The sequence below is a fragment of the Burkholderia stabilis genome, from assembly GCF_001742165.1.
GTDB classification, from domain to species: Bacteria; Pseudomonadota; Gammaproteobacteria; order Burkholderiales; family Burkholderiaceae; genus Burkholderia; species Burkholderia stabilis.
The window spans coordinates 1,986,884-2,004,222 of sequence record NZ_CP016442.1; the positions used below are offsets into that span (position 1 = coordinate 1,986,884).

A 17,339-nucleotide genomic window follows, 5' to 3' on the forward strand; every position below is an offset into this window, starting at 1 on the left:
GATTTGCTGGTCGATCGCCGCAATTTCGCGTGAAATCGCCGATACTTTGCAGCCGCACCGGTAATTCTTGCAGGTCCGGCCCGCTCGGCCGTTCGGCAAAACTAGACAAATTTCTCTAAATAGCGCTAAAGTTCGCGCAATTCCGCAGAAATAGAAGCGACCATGACACGATTGCTGGTGCTGCACGGCCCGAACCTGAACCTTCTCGGCACCCGGGAACCGGAGGTGTACGGCCGCGTCACGCTGGCGCAGATCGATCAGGCGCTTGCCGCGCGTGCGCAGGAGGCCGGTGCCGAGCTGTCGTCGTTCCAGAGCAACCACGAAGGCGCGCTCGTCGACCGCATCCAGGCCGCGCGGGAAGAACAGACCGATTTCATCCTGATCAATCCGGCCGCGTATACGCACACGAGCGTCGCGATCCGGGACGCGATCGCCGGCGTTGGCATCCCGTTCGTCGAGGTTCACTTGTCGAACGTGCATCGCCGCGAAGCGTTCAGGCACCACTCCTACTTTTCCGACCAGGCCGAAGGCGTGATCTGCGGGCTCGGCTGGAAAGGTTATCTGTACGCGCTCGAGTACGCGCTGGACAAGCTGCAAGGCACGTCGCGCGGCTGATTTCGCGATCTAGATTCAGCGCCGGCTCCTAACCGGCGCTTTCACGTATTGAAAGGGGAATTCCCGATGGATCTTCGTAAGCTGAAAACTCTGATCGACCTCGTCTCCGAATCCGGCATCTCCGAGCTGGAAGTGACGGAAGGCGAAGGCAAGGTGCGCATCGTCAAGAACGCGCCGCCGGTCTATGTACAGCAGGCGGCTGGGTTTGCCCCGCAGGTCAGCGCGCCCGCGCCGTCGATGGCGCTGCCGACCGAAGGTGCCGCTGCGCCGGCCGCAGGCGCCGCTGCCGCGCCCGCCGTTCCGCAGGGTCACGTCGTGACGTCGCCGATGGTCGGCACGTTCTATCGCGCACCGTCGCCGGGCGCGGACCCGTTCGTCCAGGTCGGCGACACGGTCAAGGAAGGCCAGACGATCTGCATCATCGAAGCGATGAAGCTGCTCAACGAGATCGAGTCGGACAAAGCCGGTGTGATCAAGGAAATCCTCGTCGAGAACGGCCAGGCCGTCGAATACGGCCAGCCGCTTTTCGTGATCGGCTAAGCCCGCCGCGCGGCCTGTCGGCCGCGCGCCGCCGATGCTCGCCAGGCGCCGTTCGCGCGCCCCTCGAAGAGACGAATACTCGCTATGTTTGAAAAAATCCTCATTGCCAACCGCGGTGAAATCGCGCTGCGCATCCAGCGCGCGTGCCGCGAGCTCGGCGTCAAGACGGTGGTCGTCTACTCGGAAGCCGACAAGGAAGCCAAGTACGTGCGCCTCGCGGACGAAGCCGTCTGTATCGGCCCGGCCCCGTCGAACCTGAGCTACCTGAACATGCCGGCGCTGATCAGCGCCGCGGAAGTCACCGATGCCGAGGCGATCCACCCCGGCTACGGCTTCCTGTCGGAAAACGCCGATTTCGCGGAACGCGTCGAGCAGTCGGGCTTCACGTTCATCGGCCCGCGCCCGGAAACGATCCGCATGATGGGCGACAAGGTCACCGCGAAGCAGACGATGATCAAGACCGGCGTGCCGTGCGTGCCGGGCTCGGAAGGCGCGTTGCCGGACGATCCGAAGGAGATCGTGAAGATTGCGCGCGCAATCGGCTACCCGGTCATCATCAAGGCCGCCGGCGGCGGTGGCGGCCGCGGGATGCGCGTCGTGCACACCGAGGCTGCGCTCGTCAACGCGGTCAACATGACCCGCGAGGAAGCCGGCCGTGCGTTCGGCAACCCGCAGGTGTACATGGAGAAGTTCCTCGAGAACCCGCGCCACATCGAGATCCAGGTGCTGTCCGACGCGTACAAGAACGCGATCTGGCTCGGTGAGCGCGACTGCTCGATGCAGCGCCGCCACCAGAAGGTGATCGAGGAAGCGCCGGCGCCGGGCATCCCGCGCCGCCTGATCGACCGCATCGGCGACCGCTGCGCGGACGCGTGCAAGAAGATGGGCTATCTCGGCGCGGGCACGTTCGAATTCCTGTACGAGAACAACGAGTTCTACTTCATCGAGATGAACACGCGCGTGCAGGTCGAGCATCCGGTGTCGGAGCTGATCACGGGCGTCGACATCGTGCAGGAACAGATCCGTATCGCGGCCGGCGAGAAGCTCACGCTGCGCCAGCGCGACATCCAGTTCCGCGGGCATGCGATCGAATGCCGGATCAACGCGGAAGATCCGTTCAAGTTCACGCCGTCGCCGGGCCGGATCACGTCGTGGCATACGCCGGGCGGCCCCGGCGTGCGCGTCGACTCGCATGCCTACAATGGCTATTTCGTGCCGCCGAACTATGATTCGATGATCGGCAAGCTGATCACCTACGGCGCGACGCGCGAGCAGGCGATCAGCCGGATGCGCATCGCGCTGTCGGAAATGGTCGTCGAAGGCATCCAGACCAACATCCCGCTGCACCGCGAGCTGATGATCGACTCGAAGTTCGTCGAAGGCGGCACCAGCATCCATTACCTCGAAAACCGGCTCGCGCAGAAGCAGCAGGTCGCACCGGAAGAAGCGTAAGCATGAGCTATCGCGAACTCGTCGTTGAACTGGCCCGTGAGCATGCGGAGGCGCTGTCCGACGCGCTGCTCGAACTCGGCGCGCTGTCGGTGTCCGTCGAGGACGCCGATGCCGACACGCCCGACGAACAGCCGCTCTTCGGCGAGCCGGGCCTCGTGCCCGACCGCACCGCGTGGCAGCACTCGCGCGTGGTCGCGCTGCTCGCGGCCGACCATGAGCCGGCCGTGCTGCTCGCGGCGGCCGCGAACGAGATCGGCGTCGCCGAAACGCCGACGTTCACCGTGCGCGAAGTCGAAGAACAGGACTGGGTGCGCCTCACGCAATCGCAGTTCGAGCCGATTCCGATCGGCGAGCGGATCTGGGTCGTGCCGTCGTGGCACGATGCGCCCGATCCCGATGCGCTCGTACTCGAACTCGACCCCGGCCTCGCCTTCGGCACCGGCAGCCACCCGACCACGCGCCTGTGCATGGAATGGCTCGAGCAGTCGGTGAAGCCCGGCCAGTCGGTGCTCGACTACGGTTGCGGCTCGGGCATTCTCGCGATCCTCGCGAAGAAATGCGGGGCGAACCCCGTCATCGGCATCGACATCGATCCGCAAGCGGTCGAATCGGCGCGGCAGAACAGCGAACGCAACCGTGCGGAAGTCACGTACGGGCTGCCCGATGCATGCCCGGACGGCGAATTCGACATCGTCGTCGCGAACATCCTGTCGAACCCGCTGAAGCTGATGGCGTCGATGCTCGCGTCGAAGGTCAAACCGGGCGGGCGCATCGCGCTGTCGGGCGTGCTCGCGCGCCAGGCGGACGAAGTCGCGGCCGTCTACGCGCGTTACGTCGACATCTCGGTCTGGCGCGAACACGAAGGTTGGGTATGCCTCGCCGGAACCCGGCGGGAAAGCCATTAGAATAGCGCTGTCCTTCACTCTGGCCAGCAGGCCGCCCGGCTCGACATGCTTCTTGCGACGCGCTGCCCTCATTGCGAAACCGTCTTCCGGCTGCAGCAGGAACAGCTCTCGCTGCATGAAGGGCTCGTGCGCTGCGGGCATTGCCACGAAATCTTCAACGCGTCGCAATCGCTCGTTCCCGAGCACGCGCAGCAGCCCGAACCGGCATTGACCGAAACGGCTGCCGCGCCGGACGCCGGCGACGCGCACCATCAGGCTTCGCCTGCCCGGCTGTTCGCCGCCGACGCACCGGCCGGGGCACCGTCCGACACCGATTACAAGCCGGAAGGCTGGGACATGTGGGCGCCGTGGCTCGACGGCGGCGTCGATCCGTCACTGCAGCACAACGTGCAGACCTTGCGCACCGAACCGCTGGTGCCGCTCGCGCTCCCGTCCACCGAAGCCGGCGTCGTTCACCTGTCGGGTACGCCCGCGCCGATCTCGCCCTCCCCGGCCGAGCCGGACGCACCCGCTGCCGCCACGCATTCACACGAATCGCATTCGCCCCATCGCGAAAACGAAGCATCGGCCGGCCCCGGCGTGGCGCCAGTCGAGCGCGACCCGCGTGAGCCCCGCTTCGTCGCACCTATTCCGTCCGACGCGGAAACTGCTGCCGATGCAGCCGAACCCGTCGGCAATGCGCGCTTCGCCGTGCCGGACGACGATCGCGCGCCACGTGAACCGCACTTTGCTTTCGCGCCGGCGCCCGCCATTCCCGAAACCGCGTCAGAACCCGTCGACAACGCCATCCGGCCCGACAAGACACCGGTCGAGGCAACTGCCGGCAACGAGCCCGCCGCACCTTTCGCAGCCGCGCTGACCGACGACGATCGTCCGCACTTCGCCGTGACGCGCGAGACGCGCGCACCGCAGCGGCGCGGGTTGCTCGGCGGCTTTTTCGGCGGCCTCGTCGCCGCCGTGCTGGCCGTGCTGCTGGTCACGCAGCTCGCGTGGTGGCAGCGTGAAACGCTGATGATCTACTGGCCCGTGACGCAGGGCTGGTTCCGGCAGGCTTGCGCGCCGCTCGGCTGCACGGTCGCGCCGCCGCGCGCGATCGACGGCCTGCGGCTCGACGCGACCGACCTGCGCCAGCTCGACGGCCCGCGCGAGCTCGAACTGAAGGTGCCGCTGACGAACCGCTACCGCGTCGCGCTCGCGTACCCGTCGCTCGAGCTGACGCTGCTCGACGACACCAATCACGTCACCGTGCGCCGCGTGCTCGCGCCGCGCGACTACGTGCGCCCGGGCACGCCGATCGACGCCGGGCTGCCGCCCGGCACGACGCAGACGATGGTCGTCCGCCTCGAAACGAACGGCACGCCCGCCTCGAATTTCCGCGTCCAGATTTTCTATCCGTGACGCGCCGCGGCGCGCGCTGGCGCGCCCGTCTCAACCCGCGCGCCCGAACGGCGCGCTATTTCGGAGCACGAACATGAGCAAAGTTACGCTGGGTGGCAACCCGATCGAAATCGCCGGCACGTTCCCGGCCGCCGGCGCCCAAGCCGCCGATTTCAAGCTGGTCGGCAAGGATCTCGCCGATCTGTCGCTCGCCAGCTTCGCCGGCAAGCGCAAGGTGCTGAACATCGTGCCGAGCCTCGACACGCCGACCTGCGCGACGTCGACCCGCAAGTTCAACGAAGCCGCGTCGTCGCTCGACAACACGGTCGTGGTCGTCGTGTCCGCCGACCTGCCGTTCGCCGCCACGCGCTTCTGCACGACCGAAGGCCTCGAAAACGTCGTGACGGCTTCGACGTTCCGCAGCGGCCGCGCGTTCGCGAACGCGTACGGCGTCGACGTGACGAGCGGCCCGCTGAACGGCCTGACCGCACGTGCGGTCGTCGTGCTCGACGCGCAGGACAAGGTGATCCACGCCGAGCTCGTCGGCGAGATCAAGGACGAGCCGAACTACGACGCCGCGCTCGCCGCACTGAAGTAATCCGCTGCCGCCCGGCCCTGCCGCGCGAGACCCGACGGGCTCCGCGCGCCGGCCGGGCGGTTGCTTCCCTTTACTCTCTACAGGAACGCACGCCTTGACTACGCTGATTTGCGGCTCGCTCGCCTACGACAACATCATGACCTTCGAAGGTCGGTTCCGCGAGCACATCCTGCCCGACCAGGTTCACCTTCTCAACGTGAGCTTCCTCGTGCCGACGATGCGACGCGAATTCGGCGGCTGCGCGGGGAACATCGCCTACGCGCTGCACATGCTCGGCGGCGACGCACGCATCATGGCGACGGTCGGCGCGAACGACGCGGACCGCTATCTCGAGCGCCTCGACAGCCTCGGCCTGTCGAAGGCAAGCGTGCGCGTGGTGCCCGATACGCACACCGCGCAGGCCATGATCACGACCGATCTCGACAACAACCAGATCACCGCATTCCACCCCGGCGCGATGATGCAGTCGCACCTGAACCGCGCGGACGAAGTGCCGGGCGTGAAGCTCGGCATCGTCGCGCCGGACGGCTTCGACGGGATGGTCCAGCACGCCGAACAGTTCGCGAAGGCCGGCGTCCCGTTCATCTTCGATCCGGGCCAGGGCCTGCCGCTGTTCGACGGTGCGACGCTGCGCCGCATCATTGAACTCGCGACGTTCGTCGCGGTCAACGACTACGAAGGCAAGCTCGTCAGCGACAAGACGGGCTGGTCCGAACAGGAAATCGCCAGCCGGGTTCAGGCGTTGATCATCACGCGCGGCGAGCACGGCTCCACCATTCTTCACAAAAACGGCGAAGAACAGATTCCCGTCGTGGGTGCCGAGCGTGTCGTCGATCCGACCGGCTGCGGCGATGCCTTCCGGGGCGGCCTGCTGTACGGCATCGAGAACGGCCTCGACTGGGCAACCACGGGCCGCCTCGCGAGCCTGATGGGCTCGCTCAAGATCGCCCACCAGGGGCCCCAGACTTACGTACTGACGCGCGCCGAAATCGACGCGCGCTTTGAGGCTGCCTTCGGTTACAGTCTCAAATGAATATTGTGGGAGAGCAAAGATGTTGACGAAAAAAACCCTCACGCTCGCGGCCATGCTGACGGCCACGCTGACCCTCGCCGGCTGCTTCACGGCGCCCGGTTCGGCGGACGTCTATAGCGTCGGCCAGGCGCAGCGCGAACAGACGGTCCGCATGGGCGTGGTCGAAAGCGTCCGTGCGGTGCGCATCCAGTCCGACGGCGGCGGCAGCGCGATCGGCACGCTCGGCGGCGGCGCACTCGGCGCGGTTGCAGGCAGCGCGATCGGCGGCGGCAAGGGATCGATCCTGACCGCCATCGCAGGCGGCCTCGTTGGCGCGGTCGCGGGTAACGCGGTCGGCGAAAACCTCAGCACGGCGAACGGTGTCGAAATCACCGTGCGCCTCGACAACGGCGATCTGCGCTCGATCACGCAAGCGGCAAGCGGCGAAGCGTTCCGCGCCGGCGAACGTGTGCGGCTGCTGTCGAGTGGCGGCGTCACGCGCGTCACGCACTAACCGGGTACCTCAGCACGCGGCGCAAGCCGCGGTCGAACGCATGTGCGAAGCTGCACATGCGTTTTTTTTCGTCCGTACTCGCCGGTGCCGGCGCACGGACGAGCAGAACACGGACGAAAAAAATCCCGCCACCTGAGCCAGATGGCGGGATTGATTGAGTAGCGCTACTCAACCCACGGACACCACGTGAGTGCCCGGGTGGTGCTGGTCAGCCGCGATTACGGACGGCTGCCGGTCGGGAACGGCCATGCCGCTGCCGGGTTGAGCGCGGTCTTCACGCCCGATGCCGGCGCAACCGATGCGGTCGACGCGGTCGTTGCCGGTGCAGCCTTCTTCACGACGGCCTTCTTCGGAGCAGCAGCCTTCTTCGCCGGTGCGGCAGCCTTCTTCGCAGGGGCAGCCTTCTTGGCGGGCGCAGCCTTCTTCGCAGCAGCCTTCTTCGCAGGCGCAGCCTTCTTGGCAGCAGCCTTCTTCGCAGGCGCGGCCTTCTTCGCAGCAGCCTTCTTCGCCGGTGCGGCCTTCTTCGCAGCAACCTTCTTCACTGCGACTTTCTTGGCTGCAACCTTCTTCGCAGCGGCCTTCTTGGCCGGCGCTGCCTTCTTCGCAGCAACCTTCTTCACCGCGACTTTCTTCGCTGCGACCTTCTTGGCTGCAACCTTCTTCGTTGCGACCTTCTTTGCCGCGACCTTCTTCGCAGCGGCCTTCTTCGCCGGTGCTGCCTTCTTCGCGGCAACCTTCTTCACCGCGACCTTCTTCGCAGCAACCTTCTTCACAGCAGCGGCCTTCTTCGCCGGAGCTGCAGCCTTCTTCGCAACGGTCTTCTTGGCAGCAACCTTCTTAGCAGCCGGTTTTTTCTTGGCGGTAGCCATGTTGTTCTCCTTCAGGTTCAGATGAGAGTCAGTTCAAACTACACCCTTCGTCAAAACCCGCTTCCCGCGGACGCTGTTCAGGACGTGCGCTTCGAAGCGGGCTATTCATCGGCGTACGCGGATACTGCGCGCTTACGCTAATGAATACGGTATGGCGCGCGTGACCACCCGGCCTCGCGCGCCAAATCAAGTCGGTAGCCGGCGCACCCCGCGCCGCTACCCCTAATCGCTTGATAAAGCGGATCGCCACACGGCCGTCCGCTTTTTCCGGAGGGAAGTTTGCCCATCCCACTGAAGGGTTCGCAAAGTGCCTGTCGTATCGTTGGGCCGTTAAGGCACCGGGCATGCTTTGCATCAGGCGTTCTTGCTCCTAAACCTTGGGCCGGGGCCGAGAGGCCGCCGGCTGCTCCATCGTGTAACGGGTTCGCTGCTGCGGGTTATTCCCAGGACAGCGCGCCCCCCGTCTGATACTCGATCACACGCGTCTCGAAGAAGTTGCGCTCCTTCTTCAGGTCGATCATCTCGCTCATCCACGGGAACGGGTTTTCCTCGTTCGGGTACAGCGGATCGAGGCCGATCTGCTGGCAACGGCGGTTGCTGATGAAGCGCAGATAGCTCTTGAACATCGACGCGTTCAAACCCAGCACGCCGCGCGGCATCGTGTCCTCGGCGTAGCGGTATTCGAGTTCGACAGCCTGCTTGAACAGCTCGCGGATCTCGGCGCGGAATTCCGCGGTCCAGAGATGCGGATTCTCGAGCTTGATCTGGTTGATCAGGTCGATGCCGAAGTTGCAGTGCATCGACTCGTCGCGCAGGATGTACTGATATTGCTCTGCAGCACCCGTCATCTTGTTCTGGCGGCCGAGCGCGAGGATCTGCGTGAACCCGACATAGAAGAACAGGCCTTCCATGATGCAGGCGAACACGATCAGCGACTTCAGCAGCTTCTGATCCGCTTCGAGCGTGCCGGTCTTGAAGGCCGGATCCGTCAGCGTGTGAATGAACGGGATCAGGAATTCGTCCTTCGCGCGGATCGACGTGACCTCGTGGTACGCGTTGAAGATCTCGCCTTCGTCGAGACCGAGCGATTCGACAATATATTGGTACGCGTGCGTGTGGATCGCTTCTTCGAACGCCTGGCGCAGCAGGAACTGCCGGCACTCGGGCGCCGTGATGTGGCGGTACGTGCCGAGCACGATGTTGTTCGCCGCGAGCGAATCGGCCGTTACGAAGAAACCGAGGTTGCGCTTCACGATGCGGCGCTCGTCCTCGGTCAGACCGTTCGGGTCCTTCCACAGTGCGATGTCGCGGGACATGTTGATTTCCTGCGGCATCCAGTGGTTCGCGCAACCGGCCAGATACTTTTCCCACGCCCACTTGTACTTGAACGGCACCAGCTGATTGACGTCAGTCTGGCCGTTGATGATGCGCTTGTCGGCGACATTGACCCGCGCTTCGGAACCGCCGGCGGGAACAGCCGATGCTTGCGGCGGCACCGCAAGATCGCCTTCGAAAATGTCACGGACCTGATGGGCGGCAGGCGACGCAGCCTGCATTCCGACAGCCACTCCTGCGGGGGCGCGCATCGCATTGTGCTGCGCTCCGCTCGCGGGAGTTACGGCAGTCTTCTCGTCATCCCAGTTGAGCATAAATTCTCACCATCAATTTAGAACGGTTTGTACCATCTTTTCCTGAGCGATAAAAGGGTTCGCTCACGAAAAATCCTTTTTTCGATTCGCGTTGCGACCTCGATACAACACTTTGAGCAACGCATCGTCGTTCATGCAGAGCGCGACGTGTGTCGCGCGTGTATCGCGAGGTGCGCTCGACGCATCGAACGCTGATCGAAACGCGACGTCGTCGGGGATGTTTCGATCGCTTGTCACTGCCTGCAACGCAGGTGCCGCGTTACAGATTCCTTATCATTTTTTTAGTTGAGAGCGGCGCACACTTCAACCTCGATCGGTCGTCGTGCGCGCCGCCCGGCACATCTTCAGGTCAGGCGCGCTGCGTTACTGGCACGCTTCGCACTCGTCGAAGCCCGGATCGCCCGGACGCATCGTGCACACCGGACCGTCCGCTTCGACCGGCGCGAGTGCCGGTGCTGCGTTGATCGCACCCGACGACGCATCGCCGCCCGCTGCGCCGAAGCCGCCTGCTGCGCCTTGCGCGCCGCCGCTGCTCGAACCGCCGCTGCCTGCGCCGCCGGTCGGCACTGCGTTCAGCGCGCCGTGTGCGACCGTCGACTTCTCGACGTGCGTCGCCGCCATCGTGCGGAGGTAGTAGGTCGTCTTCAGGCCGCGCAGCCATGCGAGCTTGTAGACCTCGTCGAGCTTCTTGCCCGACGCGCCGCCCATGTAGATGTTCAGCGACTGCGCCTGGTCGATCCATTTCTGGCGACGCGATGCCGCCTCGACCAGCCACGTCGGGTCGACTTCGAACGCGGTCGCGTAGATCGCGCGCAGGTCGGCCGGGATGCGGTCGATGCGCGACAGCATGCCGTCGAAGTACTTCAGGTCGGCGACCATCACTTCGTCCCACAGGCCGCGTTCCTTCAGGTCGCGAACGAGGTACTCGTTCACCACCGTGAATTCGCCCGACAGGTTCGACTTCACGTACAGGTTCTGGAAGGTCGGCTCGATGCACGCCGACACGCCGATGATGTTCGAGATCGTCGCCGTCGGCGCGATCGCGACGCAGTTCGAGTTGCGCATGCCGTGCGCGGCGATCCGCGAACGCAGTGTCGTCCAGTCAAGCGACTCGGACGTGTCGACCTCGACGTAGCCGCCGCGCGCTTCGGCCAGCAGCTTCAGCGTGTCCTGCGGGAGGATGCCGCGATCCCACAGCGAGCCGCGGTAGCTCGAGTAGCGGCCGCGCTCTTCGGCCAGTTCGGTCGACGCGTGGTACGCGTAGTAGCAGACCGCTTCCATCGAACGATCGGCGAACTCGACGGCCTCGGTCGACGCGTACGGCGTGCGCAGCAGGTGCAGGCAGTCCTGGAAGCCCATGATGCCCATGCCGACCGGGCGGTGCTTCAGGTTCGAGTTACGCGCCTTCGGCACCGCGTAGTAGTTGATGTCGATCACGTTGTCGAGCATGCGCATCGCGACGCTGATCGTGCGCTTCAGCTTGTCGTGGTCGAGCGCGTAGCTGCCGTCGGCCTGCTTGACCAGGTGGGCGACGAGGTTCACCGAGCCGAGGTTGCACACCGCGATTTCGGTGTCGCTCGTGTTCAGCGTGATTTCCGTGCACAGGTTCGACGAGTGGACGACGCCGACGTGCTGCTGCGGCGAGCGCACGTTGCACGGATCCTTGAACGTGATCCACGGGTGGCCCGTCTCGAACAGCATGCCGAGCATCTTGCGCCAGAGCTGCGCCGCCGGGATCTTCTTGAACAGCTTGATCTCGCCGCGCGCGACCTTCTCTTCGTAAGCCGTGTAAGCCTTCTCGAAATCGGCGCCGAACTTGTCGTGCAGGTCCGGGCAGGTCGACGGCGAGAACAGCGTCCAGTCGGCGCCTTCCATCACGCGCTTCATGAACAGGTCGGGAATCCAGTTCGCCGTGTTCATGTCGTGCGTCCGGCGGCGATCGTCGCCCGTGTTCTTGCGCAGCTCGAGGAATTCTTCGATGTCGAGGTGCCAGGATTCGAGGTACGCGCAGACCGCGCCCTTGCGCTTGCCGCCCTGGTTGACCGCGACGGCCGTGTCGTTCACGACCTTCAGGAACGGGACCACGCCTTGCGACTTGCCGTTCGTGCCCTTGATATGCGAGCCGAGTGCACGCACGCGCGTCCAGTCGTTGCCGAGACCGCCGGCGAACTTCGACAGCAGCGCGTTTTCCTTCAGCGCTTCATAGATGCCGTCGAGATCGTCCGCGACCGTCGTCAGGTAGCACGACGACAGCTGCGAGCGGTGCGTGCCCGAGTTGAACAGCGTCGGCGTCGAGCTCATGAAGTCGAAGCTCGACAGCACGTTGTAGAACTCGATCGCGCGCGTTTCGCGGTCGATCTCGTTCAGCGACAGGCCCATCGCGACGCGCATGAAGAATGCCTGCGGCATTTCGATGCGGGCGCCCTCGACGTGCAGGAAGTAGCGGTCGTACAGGGTCTGCAGGCCGAGGTAGCCGAACTGCAGGTCGCGGTTCGCGTCGAGCGCTTCGCCGAGACGCTTCAGGTCGAACTGCAGCAGCTTGTCGTCGAGCAGGCCGGCGTCGACGCCGCGCTTCAGGAACTGCGGGAAGTATTCCGCGTAACGGGCCGACATCTCGGACTGCACCACTTCCTCGCCGAGAATCTCGCGACGGATCGTGTGCAGCAGGATGCGGGCCGTGACCTGGCTGTATGCCGGGTCCTTCTCGATCATCGTGCGAGCAGCGAGGATCGCCGAGTCGTAGACCTGGCTCATCGGCACGCCGTCGTACAGGTTCTTCACCGTCTCCGCGACGATCGGGTCAGGGTTAACCGCAGCGCCGAGGCCGTCGCATGCCGACACGATCAGTGCGCGCAGCGCGTTCAGGTCGAGCGGGCGCGTCACGCCGTTGTCGACGACGTTGATGCCGGTGTTCGACTCGCCGCCTGCAACCGCCGCTTCCTCGCCTGCATTTTGGCGTTCGAGGTGGCGCTTCTCGCGATACAGCACGTACGCACGCGCGACGTTGTGTTCGCCGCCGCGCATCAGCGCGAGTTCGACCTGGTCCTGGATGTCTTCGATATGGAACGTTCCGCCGTTCGGGCGGCTACGCACGAGCGCGCGCACGACGTTGTGCGTCAGTTGCTCGACGAGTTCGCGTACGCGCGCCGATGCCGCGCCCTGCCCGCCATTGACGGCCAGGAAAGCCTTGGTCACCGCGATCGCGATCTTCGAAGGCTCGAACGACACCACGCTGCCGTTGCGGCGGATCACCTTGTAGTCGGCGAACGTGGCTTGCGGCGCGAGCGCCTGCGCGCCCTGTTCGGTCCCGCCGAGCGGACGGCTCGAGGCGCTCTCGTACTGGGACGTCGCGTTGTCGGTGGTTTGCATGTGCAAAGCTCCTGGTGTTGGATGGTGCGGAGAGAACCGCGGATTAAAACGAACGCTGCGCAACACGGTGCGCGAGCGGTAAGAGGCGAGCGATACGTCGGGGGAGCCGGTTCGGCCGATGCGCGACAACCGATCCGGTCGTGTGCTTCGTCATGTGTACCCTGCCCCGTCGAAGTTCGCTGCGCTGATCGCGACGCCTGGACCGCCCGGCCTGACGCGCCGCCCTGAGAACCCTGTCCGCCGGCGTTGCCCGCCGGCCGGTGCCGCTCGGGTTTCCCCTGCGACACACACTATATCTAGTGCAGAACCGCTCAACTGGCACCAAGTATAGTGGACATTCGGACGAGGTCAAAACGGATAATTTGCGCTGAAGGTATTGACATCACCCCCGCCTCCCGGAGGGGCAGACGTGACAAGGCATTGGTCGGAAAAAAAAATTTCTCCGGTTCAAAAACCCCGCGATCAGTGCTGACGGAAAGGAAAGTATTCGGCGGAAAAACCGGCATCGCTCGCAAAGCGTTGCCAATCGAAGTGCGGGCCCGGGTCGGTCTTGCGGCCCGGCGCGACGTCGGAATGCCCCGCGAACGCGTCGACCGGATAGCGCGTGGCGAGCGCGCGGGTGAGCGCCGCGAGCATCGCGTATTGCGCGTCGTCGAATGGCACGTCGTCCGCGCCTTCGAGCTCGATGCCGATCGAGAAGTCATTGCAACGCGGCCGACCGAAGAACTCGGACGAGCCCGCGTGCCACGCGCGCTCGTCGCACGACACGAACTGCACGAGCTCGCCGCCGCGGCGGATCAGGAAGTGCGCGGACACGCGCACGCCGCGCAGGTGGCTCTGGTAATAGGGGTGCGCATCGCAGTCGAGGCGATTCAGGAACAACGCCTCGATCGCGTCGCCGCCGAATTCGCCGGGCGGCAGGCTGATGTTGTGGACGACCACGAGCGTCGGCACCGCACCCGCGGGCCGCGCCTCGAAGTTCGGCGACGGCGCATGGCGCGCTTCGCGCACCCAGCCGTTCGCGTCGACCGACAGCAGCGGCGCGTCGCTCATCGCGCGTCTTGACCGCTCGCGCGCGCGGCGTGGCGCTGGGCGTGCTCGGCGCTGCAGAAGTAATCGCCGCCTGCTGCAATAGCGTCGCCCTTCGGCGCATGCACGCCGCATTCAGCGCAGCGCACCATCGGCTCGGGCAACGACCGCGTGTCGCCGTTCGGGCGCGCTGCGCCAGCGCCGCCGGTGCCGGCCGCGCCGTCGTAACCCGCGCCGCGGCCGGTGCGCGCCTGCGCGTGTTCCTGGGCCTGGCGCAGCTTGCGCGCGATCCACGAGCCCGCGAAGAAGAGAAGAATCAGGAGAAGAATCTGTCGCATCGGAAACCTGCGTTCAAACCACGGAACGGTGCAGCAGCACCTCGAAAACGAACCGGCTGCCGACATACGCGAGCAGCAGCGCGGCGAACGACACGAGCACCCAGCGCGCGGCGCCGCGCCCGCGCCAGCCCGATGTCTTGCGGGCGACCAGCAGGCCGCCGAACATCAGCCACGACAGGATCGCGAACACGGTCTTGTGATCGAGCCGCAACGCGCGCGCATCGACCTGCTCGCTGAACAGGATGCCCGACGCGAGCGTCAGCGTGAGCAGCACGAAACCGGCGCCGATCAGGCGGAACAGCAGCTTCTCGAGCGTGAGCAGCGGCGGCAGCGTTTCGAGCCAGCTCGCGATCCAGCCCGTCGAACCGTCGCGCCCGCCGCTGCGCAGCGACTGCAGGCGCCGCTCGACCATCAGCATCAGGATCGCGTGCAGCGCCGCGATCGCGAACAGGCCGTACGCGATGTTCGCGATCAGGAAATGCAGTTTGAACAGCGGCGCTGCGGCATAAGGAAGCACCCGCACGCCGCCGAACACGAGCGGCAGCAGCGACGCGCCGCACGCGAGCGGCAGCACGAGCAGGCGCAGGCTGTCGAGCGGGAAGAAAAAGCTCTCGATCCAGTAGATGCCGGCGCCGAGCCAGAACATCGCGGACAGCGCGAACGCGAAGCCGAACACCATCGAGTCGTTCGGAAAGATCGTCATGTGGAGCAGTACGCCGTGCGCGACGAGCGCGGCGAACAGCAGCGCGCGGCCGGCCCCGCTCATCCCGGACGCGGCGGACGCGGGAACCGGCACGGCCGGCACGCTCGCGACGAGCGGCGTCGCGCCCTGGCGGTGCGTGCGCCAGCCTGCGACGGCGAGGCCGCCGTACAGGAATGCGGTGAGGGCATACAGTACAATATCCATGTTCGAAGTTTACACTAGGCCCCCTTCCCGCGACGGCTCCCTTTGTTCGGTTCCGCTGCGCCTTCGGGCCCCACTGTCCATCGCTCCCCATGCTCGACAATCTCACTCAACGGATGGCCCGCGTCGTCAAGACGCTGCGCGGCGAGGCCCGGCTCACCGAGGCGAACACGCAGGAGATGCTCCGCGAGGTGCGTCTCGCGCTGCTCGAGGCCGACGTCTCGCTGCCGGTCGTCCGCGAATTCATCGCCAAGGTCAAGGAAAAGGCGCTCGGCGAAGAAGTGATCAGCAGCCTGTCGCCGGGTCAGGCGCTCGTCGGCGTGGTCCAGAAGGAACTGACCGCCGTGATCGGCGGCGACTACGAAGGCAAGGCCGCCGAGCTGAACCTCGCGGTCACGCCGCCCGCCGTGATCCTGATGGCCGGCCTGCAGGGCGCCGGCAAGACGACGACCGCCGGCAAGCTCGCGAAGCTGCTGCGCGAGAAGTACAAGAAGAAGGTGCTGACCGTGTCGTGCGACGTGTATCGCCCGGCCGCGATCATGCAGCTGAAAACGGTGAGCGAACAGGTCGGCGCCGATTTCTTCCCGTCCACGCCGGACCAGAAGCCGGTCGACATCGCGATCGCCGCCGTCGACTGGGCGAAGCGCCACTATCATGACGTGCTGATCGTCGATACGGCCGGCCGCCTCGGCATCGACGAGGCGATGATGCAGGAAATCGCCGCGCTGCACGGCACGCTGAAGCCGGCCGAAACGCTGTTCGTCGTCGACGCGATGCTCGGCCAGGATGCGGTCAACACCGCGAAGGCGTTCAACGACACGCTGCCGCTCACGGGCGTCGTGCTGACCAAGCTCGACGGCGATTCGCGCGGCGGCGCCGCGCTGTCGGTGCGTCACATCACGGGCAAGCCGATCAAGTTCGTCGGCGTCGCCGAGAAGCTCGACGGCCTCGAGGTGTTCCACCCCGACCGGATGGCGAACCGAATCCTCGGCATGGGCGACATCCTCGCGCTCGTCGAGGAGGCGCAGCGCGGCGTCGACGTGCAGGCTGCGCAAAAGCTCGCCGACAAGGTCAAGAAAGGCGGCGATTTCGACCTGAACGATTTCCGCGCGCAGATCTCGCAGATGAAGAACATGGGCGGCCTGTCGTCGCTGATGGACAAGCTGCCCGCGCAATTCCAGCAGGCGGCCGCCGGCGCCGACATGGGCCAGGCCGAGAAGTCGATCCGCCGGATGGAAGGCATCATCAGCTCGATGACGCCCGCCGAGCGCGCGAAACCCGAGATCATCAAGGCGACGCGCAAGCGCCGCATTGCAGCCGGCGCGGGCGTGCCGGTGCAGGAAGTCAACCGGATGCTGAACCAGTACGACCAGATGCGTACGATGATGAAGAAGCTGAAGGGCGGCAACATGCAGAAAATGATGCGCGGCCTGAAGGGCATGATGCCCGGCATGCGCTGATTTTGCCCGTCGGCCGGCGCGCGGGTTTTTGCTGTAGCGCGCGCCGTCCGTTCTGCTTCATTCTTATTTGTATACCGACTGCCCGCCAGAACACATGAACCGCGAAGAAGCCCTCCACATTTTCGACCACTCCGAAGAGATCGTCTCGGCCGACGCCGTCAACGCGTCGATCTCCAAGATGGCCGACGCGATCCGCGCCGAGATCGGCGATGCGTTCCCGCTCGTTCTCTCGGTGATGGGCGGCGCCGCGGTGTTTACCGGGATGCTGCTGCCGCATCTCGATTTCCCGCTCGAATTCGACTACATCCACTTGACCCGCTACCGCAACACGACGCAGGGCAGCCCCGAAATGCACTGGCGCGTCGCGCCGCGCGAATCGGTGAAGGACCGCATCGTGCTCGTACTCGACGACATCCTCGACGAAGGCGAGACGATGGCCGCGATCCGCGACCGCATCCTCGACATGGGCGCGCAGCGCTTCATGTCGGCCGTGCTGTGCGAGAAGACGCTCTCGAAGGCGAAACCGCTGCACCCGGACTTCTGCGGCTTCTCGGTGCCCGACCGCTACGTGTTCGGCTGCGGGATGGACGCGAAGGGCTACTGGCGCAACCTGCCGACGATCCGCGCGCTGACCACGAACGTCTGAGCACCCTGCCCGCCCTCTAAATAGAAAGCGGCGCTCCGGTTTCCCGGAGCGCCGCTTTTTTG

17 protein-coding genes are annotated in these 17,339 nt (G+C 65.4%); 10 read left to right on the forward strand and 7 right to left on the reverse strand.

From position 1 onward, the window contains the following. The first annotated feature begins 162 nt into the window (after positions 1 to 162). The 8 genes from aroQ to BBJ41_RS09260 all read left to right on the forward strand — a co-directional run bounded on the left by aroQ (position 163) and on the right by BBJ41_RS09260 (position 7,013). Positions 163 to 615, forward strand: a complete 453-nt coding sequence (gene aroQ / locus BBJ41_RS09225) for a type II 3-dehydroquinate dehydratase (RefSeq protein WP_057926821.1) — start codon at positions 163 to 165, stop codon at positions 613 to 615. 66 nt (positions 616 to 681) lie between these two features. After that, positions 682 to 1,155 (forward strand): acetyl-CoA carboxylase biotin carboxyl carrier protein, encoded by a 474-nt coding sequence (gene accB / locus BBJ41_RS09230; protein WP_069746253.1) that lies wholly within the window; start codon positions 682 to 684, stop codon positions 1,153 to 1,155. An 84-nt stretch (positions 1,156 to 1,239) separates the two neighbouring features. Next, the gene (gene accC, locus BBJ41_RS09235) at positions 1,240 to 2,607 is read left to right on the forward strand and encodes an acetyl-CoA carboxylase biotin carboxylase subunit (protein ID WP_048251162.1); all 1,368 of its coding nucleotides are present in this window, start codon (positions 1,240 to 1,242) and stop codon (positions 2,605 to 2,607) included. A gap of 2 nt (positions 2,608 to 2,609) precedes the next feature. Beyond that, positions 2,610 to 3,512: a 50S ribosomal protein L11 methyltransferase gene (gene prmA, locus BBJ41_RS09240; RefSeq protein WP_069746254.1), complete on the forward strand. Its 903-nt coding sequence runs from the start codon at positions 2,610 to 2,612 to the stop codon at positions 3,510 to 3,512. Positions 3,513 to 3,557: 45 nt separating this feature from the next. Next, positions 3,558 to 4,910 carry a zinc-ribbon and DUF3426 domain-containing protein gene (locus BBJ41_RS09245; RefSeq protein ID WP_069746255.1) on the forward strand — a complete coding sequence of 451 codons (1,353 nt, stop codon included), beginning with the start codon at positions 3,558 to 3,560 and terminating at the stop codon, positions 4,908 to 4,910. Between the two features lie 73 nt (positions 4,911 to 4,983). Next, on the forward strand, positions 4,984 to 5,487 hold the full coding sequence (gene tpx / locus BBJ41_RS09250; protein WP_069746256.1) for a thiol peroxidase: 504 nt from the start codon (positions 4,984 to 4,986) through the stop codon (positions 5,485 to 5,487). A 94-nt stretch (positions 5,488 to 5,581) separates the two neighbouring features. Continuing rightward, positions 5,582 to 6,520 carry a carbohydrate kinase family protein gene (locus BBJ41_RS09255; RefSeq protein WP_069746257.1) on the forward strand — a complete coding sequence of 313 codons (939 nt, stop codon included), beginning with the start codon at positions 5,582 to 5,584 and terminating at the stop codon, positions 6,518 to 6,520. Between the two features lie 19 nt (positions 6,521 to 6,539). Further along, positions 6,540 to 7,013 (forward strand): outer membrane lipoprotein, encoded by a 474-nt coding sequence (locus tag BBJ41_RS09260; RefSeq protein ID WP_047899750.1) that lies wholly within the window; start codon positions 6,540 to 6,542, stop codon positions 7,011 to 7,013. 218 nt (positions 7,014 to 7,231) lie between these two features. Here the strand turns inward: BBJ41_RS09260 and BBJ41_RS09265 are convergent, their stop codons facing one another. The 7 genes from BBJ41_RS09265 to BBJ41_RS09290 all read right to left on the reverse strand — a co-directional run bounded on the left by BBJ41_RS09265 (position 7,232) and on the right by BBJ41_RS09290 (position 15,174). Then, entirely contained in the window at positions 7,232 to 7,882 is a 651-nt protein-coding gene (locus BBJ41_RS09265; protein WP_069746258.1) for a histone H1-like DNA-binding protein, read from the reverse strand. Positions 7,883 to 7,910: 28 nt separating this feature from the next. After that, the gene (locus tag BBJ41_RS38760) at positions 7,911 to 8,237 is read right to left on the reverse strand and encodes a hypothetical protein (RefSeq protein WP_083281835.1); all 327 of its coding nucleotides are present in this window, start codon (positions 8,235 to 8,237) and stop codon (positions 7,911 to 7,913) included. Between the two features lie 82 nt (positions 8,238 to 8,319). Next, on the reverse strand, positions 8,320 to 9,531 hold the full coding sequence (locus BBJ41_RS09270) for a ribonucleotide-diphosphate reductase subunit beta (RefSeq protein WP_047899748.1): 1,212 nt from the start codon (positions 9,529 to 9,531) through the stop codon (positions 8,320 to 8,322). Between the two features lie 363 nt (positions 9,532 to 9,894). Further along, entirely contained in the window at positions 9,895 to 12,900 is a 3,006-nt protein-coding gene (locus tag BBJ41_RS09275) for a ribonucleoside-diphosphate reductase subunit alpha (RefSeq protein WP_069746259.1), read from the reverse strand. Positions 12,901 to 13,362: 462 nt separating this feature from the next. Continuing rightward, positions 13,363 to 13,953: a 1,6-anhydro-N-acetylmuramyl-L-alanine amidase AmpD gene (gene ampD, locus BBJ41_RS09280; RefSeq protein WP_069746260.1), complete on the reverse strand. Its 591-nt coding sequence runs from the start codon at positions 13,951 to 13,953 to the stop codon at positions 13,363 to 13,365. After that, the gene (locus BBJ41_RS09285; protein ID WP_069746261.1) at positions 13,950 to 14,267 is read right to left on the reverse strand and encodes a PP0621 family protein; all 318 of its coding nucleotides are present in this window, start codon (positions 14,265 to 14,267) and stop codon (positions 13,950 to 13,952) included. Before BBJ41_RS09285 ends, ampD begins: the two co-directional genes overlap by 4 nt. 13 nt (positions 14,268 to 14,280) lie before the next feature. After that, the gene (locus BBJ41_RS09290) at positions 14,281 to 15,174 is read right to left on the reverse strand and encodes a cytochrome C assembly family protein (protein ID WP_046544887.1); all 894 of its coding nucleotides are present in this window, start codon (positions 15,172 to 15,174) and stop codon (positions 14,281 to 14,283) included. A gap of 89 nt (positions 15,175 to 15,263) precedes the next feature. Between BBJ41_RS09290 and ffh the strand changes: the two genes are divergently transcribed. Then, positions 15,264 to 16,631: a signal recognition particle protein gene (gene ffh, locus BBJ41_RS09295; RefSeq protein ID WP_069746262.1), complete on the forward strand. Its 1,368-nt coding sequence runs from the start codon at positions 15,264 to 15,266 to the stop codon at positions 16,629 to 16,631. 94 nt (positions 16,632 to 16,725) lie between these two features. Then, positions 16,726 to 17,277, forward strand: coding sequence for a hypoxanthine-guanine phosphoribosyltransferase (locus BBJ41_RS09300; RefSeq protein ID WP_069746263.1), 552 nt, complete (start codon positions 16,726 to 16,728; stop codon positions 17,275 to 17,277). Positions 17,278 to 17,339: the final 62 nt, after the last annotated feature.